General features: G+C 66.5%; 5 protein-coding genes. 2 read left to right on the top strand and 3 right to left on the bottom strand.

Translation table 11 applies throughout. The features are described 5' to 3' along the window. Positions 1 to 256: 256 nt before the first annotated feature. Positions 257 to 646 carry a hypothetical protein gene (locus tag ABTZ03_RS44030; protein WP_350518912.1) on the bottom strand — a complete coding sequence of 130 codons (390 nt, stop codon included), beginning with the start codon at positions 644 to 646 and terminating at the stop codon, positions 257 to 259. 172 nt (positions 647 to 818) lie between these two features. On the opposite strand from ABTZ03_RS44030, the gene ABTZ03_RS44025 reads away from it, so the two are divergent. After that, a complete protein-coding gene (locus ABTZ03_RS44025; protein WP_350518911.1) occupies positions 819 to 1,364 on the top strand; it encodes a hypothetical protein in 546 nt (181 codons plus the stop codon). A 57-nt stretch (positions 1,365 to 1,421) separates the two neighbouring features. Here ABTZ03_RS44025 and ABTZ03_RS44020 read toward each other — a convergent pair whose 3' ends face one another. Then, positions 1,422 to 2,594, bottom strand: coding sequence for a protein-L-isoaspartate O-methyltransferase family protein (locus tag ABTZ03_RS44020; RefSeq protein WP_350518910.1), 1,173 nt, complete (start codon positions 2,592 to 2,594; stop codon positions 1,422 to 1,424). Next, a complete protein-coding gene (locus ABTZ03_RS44015) occupies positions 2,576 to 3,334 on the bottom strand; it encodes a replication-relaxation family protein (protein ID WP_350518909.1) in 759 nt (252 codons plus the stop codon). The genes ABTZ03_RS44020 and ABTZ03_RS44015 overlap by 19 nt, the downstream gene beginning before the upstream one ends. 122 nt (positions 3,335 to 3,456) lie before the next feature. On the opposite strand from ABTZ03_RS44015, the gene ABTZ03_RS44010 reads away from it, so the two are divergent. Beyond that, positions 3,457 to 3,780: a hypothetical protein gene (locus ABTZ03_RS44010; RefSeq protein ID WP_350518908.1), complete on the top strand. Its 324-nt coding sequence runs from the start codon at positions 3,457 to 3,459 to the stop codon at positions 3,778 to 3,780. Positions 3,781 to 4,091: the final 311 nt, after the last annotated feature.

The raw sequence follows: 4,091 nt of genomic DNA, 5'->3' as shown, positions 1-4,091 counted from the left end.
CGCAGGGCGAGCACGGTGCGCCAGTAGGAGACGGTGTCGGGGTCGCTGGTGTCGATCTCGACGCCGCGGATCTGGTTCTTGTTCTGCGGGTCGGCAGAAGTCAGCCCGGGCACACGCCCCGCCCGCGCCCCGAAGGCGGTCGCGCCACGGCCGCCGGTCATCTACTGCCCCCCGCCGCTCCCCAAACGCGGCAGGGCGCAGTCGCGTCCGCGTTCAGCCCGGCCGTACCCTCCTGCGCCCGACCGCTCACGAGACGCTAGTCTAGGTCGAACAGCGACTGAAGCAGCCCTTCGATCTCCGACGTGCTGGAGCCGGGCGGGACCACGCGCACGTTGTCCGGGTTCGCCGCGACCATCGCCACCGTCCGTGCCTCCGGCGGCAGGAGACCGAGGAACCAGGCGATCGTGTCGGCCCACACCGCCGGGTCTCCGTCACGCAGGATCAGCTGGCCTCCCCCGAAGTAGCTGCACTGCCGGACCTCGCCGTCGACCTCCACGTCGAAATCGACATAGTCCTTGTCGCTCACCGGGGCGTGCTTGAGCCAGGACTCCATACCCGGGAACCGGACTTGGAGGTGCTCTTCAGCTTCCTCCGGGGTGAGCGCCCAGGTGGTGCCAGGGGCGGCGCCGAGGTAGATGGTGTCCATCGAAGAAGAACCTTGCGAGTTAGGGGACCACACGAACGTTGCTCTCCACCTTGTGCTTGGCGAGCAGGTACTGCCAGATTGGTTCGGGGTGAGAGGGCTTCCTTCCCAGGCGGGCATCTGCCAGGATCAAGGCAGATAGCCAGGTTCATGCCACTGCCCCTGGAGGGCTCACATGTCCGCACGCCATCGCCTCCGCTCTGCTATCGCTGCCCTCGGTGTCGCGGCCGCAAGCGCCGCCCTGGTCACCGTCCCCGTCAGCGCCGTACATGCTGCCGATTGCGGCGACCCCGTGCCGCTCGGACCGTCCACGCCCATCAAGATCTCCAACAACTGGACCGACTCTCAGACGATCGGAAATCTGTACATCGGCTGGTACGCCAAGTGTTCGACTGCCTATGCCGAAGTCGACTGGATCAACGGCTGGCAGCAGAACGTCTCAGGCAGCGTGTACCTGAACTGGAATGACCCCGCACATAACAGCGCGGAAGGCACGGTTCCCTACTCCGCGCCCGGCCCCGTGTCCTGGAAGTCCAAGGACCTGTACCAGGGCCCCGGGACCCACTACACCCCCGGCCGCTCCTTCACTGCGGCGATCAACCTCACGGTGTGGATCCCCGGTTGGCTGAAGACGTGCGGCCCACGGATTCTCGTGGGCAGCACTCACGACTTCTCCAACGGTTGGAACAGCGGTCCCGGTAACGGCACTTGTAGCGTCTGACCCTAACGCCAGACAGGCCCCTCCCCTCTCGGGGAGGGGCCTTTTCGAGTTTCCGGCCTACGTGATCTCGGCGTGCCACCTACCCCGGGACAAGTGGATCGCACCGTCCGAGGTGATCACGGCGTCGCAGCCGTACAACGGCAATCCGCCTTCGACTTCACGCCAGTTACGGATGGATTCGAGTTCCTTCCACAGGCGGCGGGGGCCGGACTGGTGGACGGTCGGTGGCTCGAACCGGTAGGCCTCGGCGCGGGCCCACGACCCGTCCGGGTGTGCAAGGTAAGCCGTGCGGCCGTGGATTGTCTGCTCGTAGTCGATCTGGATTCCCGGGATGTTGATCGTGAGCATCGACCAGACCTCCCAGGCGTTCCGGATGTCGGCGACCGGGTAGCGGAAGGTCTTGCTGACCTCCTCCCCCTCCTCGTCGCGGGCGGCCTGGAAGACCTTCTCCAGCTTCGAGGGGTACTTGGGCCCGTGCCGGGTCGTCATGAAGCCGGCCCAGTCCCGTTCGATCACGCCGGTTGCCCCGCCGCTGTCGTCCTTCCAGGCGGTGAGGATCAGAGCCGTGTCGGCGAGCGTGGTGACGAGACGGCCACCTCGGCGAAGGGCCTGGAGCCAGGACACCGGGACGGGGCGGGTGGAGACCGTGGCCACGATCCGGTCATAGTCCCCCGGAAGGGGACCGGTGGCGTCCACGGTGTGGAACGTCGGGTACAACCCCATGTCGCCCAGGCGATCGGAGGCGACGACGGTCAGGTACTTGTCCACGTCCACGCTGGTCACGTGCTCCTGGCCGAGCCTCCTGGCAGCGATGGCGGTCAGCCCGCCAGCCCCCGTGCCGATGTCCAGGAGATCGTGTCCCGCGTTGATCCGGCCGTGCCGCAGCATCTTCACCACGAGCTTGGTCAGGGTCGCCGATGACGTCGTCTCTCCGGTCGGCTGATCGCCGGGCTCAGCGTGGTCGGCGTGGAGTCCGCCCACACTGGTGACCACCGAGTCGTTCCCGTACGCCGTGTTCAGCCATCGGTCGGGATCGTCCTCTCCGACCTGGAGTTCCCACCCGCCATCGCTGTTCCGTTCCCACCACTTGGGGATCAGCAGGTGCCGGGGGACCTGCGAGACCGGGTTCCGCCACCGGGAATCCGGGTCGGTCGTCTGGGCAGCCAGGTCGGCGGCCCATCCCTGCCACTGAATGGTCATGCCCCACCCTCTCAGTACTTGGGCGCGCACGCCTCGGTGTTGGCGGGATCACAGTCGTTCGAGTCGTTCGGCGTGCAGCCGTACACGCTGACCGGGGTGAGTTCCAGCGGCGCGCATCCGGTCGGCGGGCACGACTCGCCCTCGTCGGGGCTGCACACGCCGAGCTGTTGCAGCTCCGCCGGCCTGGGGGCGAAGTAGGCCGGGGAGCAGGCTCCAGTGTTCGCCGGGTCGCAGTCGTTCGAGTCGTTGGGCGTACAGCCCGCCGACGCTCCGCGCCGCGGAATGCTGGCGGCGGTCTTCGCCCACCGGGGTCCGGTCAGGACCCCCATGAGCCCGCCCGCGTCGGGCGCGGTGCCGCCCAGGACGAACGCGGTGATCGTCTCGTTGACCGCCATCGCGTGCTGGGCGCCGGAGCGTCCGGCACCCCGGGCGGTGGAGCCCATGCCGGAGCGGGGCAGGCCGAGGACGTGCCCGGCCGCCTCCAGTCCGGCCGTTCCCTCCAGCCGCCAGGTCTGGTGCCGGTCCCGGGTGTTGCCGTCGGAGGCAACCAGGCCGTGCAGCGCGAGATCGCGCAGCGCCTGCCGGATCACGGTGTTCGACGCCGCCCGGGGGCGCAGCAGGCGCTGGAGCTGGTCGGCGGTGGCGACCTTGAGGACGCCGAGCGCGCCGAGGACGTCGGCTCGCAGCGCGGTGGTCGACCCGTTCGGGTTGGCGGCACAGCGCCGGTACGCGGTGCGGCCCGGCCGGGTCGGCGGCGAATGACTGAGCATCAGTTCTCCTATGCCTCAGCGAGGGGAAATCGAATCAGTGACACCTAGTCAGGCCCGGTATTTCTCAATAGGCTCGCTAAAGGAGCTCCCGGACCGAAAACGAACTCGACCGAAGGTGAAGAGTGAAGATCAAGGCTTTTTCGATTGGCCTCGTGACGGCAATGGCATTGGGTGCTTCAGGCTCGTCCGCCCATGCGGTCGACGTCATCCAGGAGTACAACTCCATCAACTGCCGCTTCGGCGACGATAACGGCGAAAAGCAGAAGTACTGTGAGGCCCTCGCCAAAAAGCCGATGTCCGATATCGTCAAGAACTGCTTGATCAAGGCGGGAATCGGCGGCGCAGGAGCCCTGGTTGTCGGCAGGATCAACGGCACGGTGGCGAGGGATCTGGCCGTTAGCGTGGCCGGAGCCGGGGCGACAGCCTGCCTAAGCTCACTTGTCTGATCAGATAGGAGACATCCATGCGAAAAAGGATCGCCGCATTCGGACTACTCGCAGTATTCCTGATCGCGACCAACAGAATATTCGATCCGCCTTTTTGGTGCCAACTGGTCATTGTCGGCCTGTCTGCAGCCACAACTGCGACTGCTCTTCATCTGCTGCGTGACAGAAATACTTAGTCGCTGTTGCTGTATCGATCTGGGTGGGCGTGAGTTCGATGCTGTCGACTCGGTTGGGTGATCCTCTGGCCGGCCGAGCATGGAAGTGGGGCCTCCCGTACAGCTCGTGGGTGTCGAATCCAACCGAGCAACAGG

This window comes from Kitasatospora sp. NPDC096077 (assembly GCF_040303245.1).
Taxonomy (GTDB): domain Bacteria; phylum Actinomycetota; class Actinomycetes; order Streptomycetales; family Streptomycetaceae; genus Kitasatospora.
This window is presented reverse-complemented; position numbering and strand designations above follow the sequence as displayed.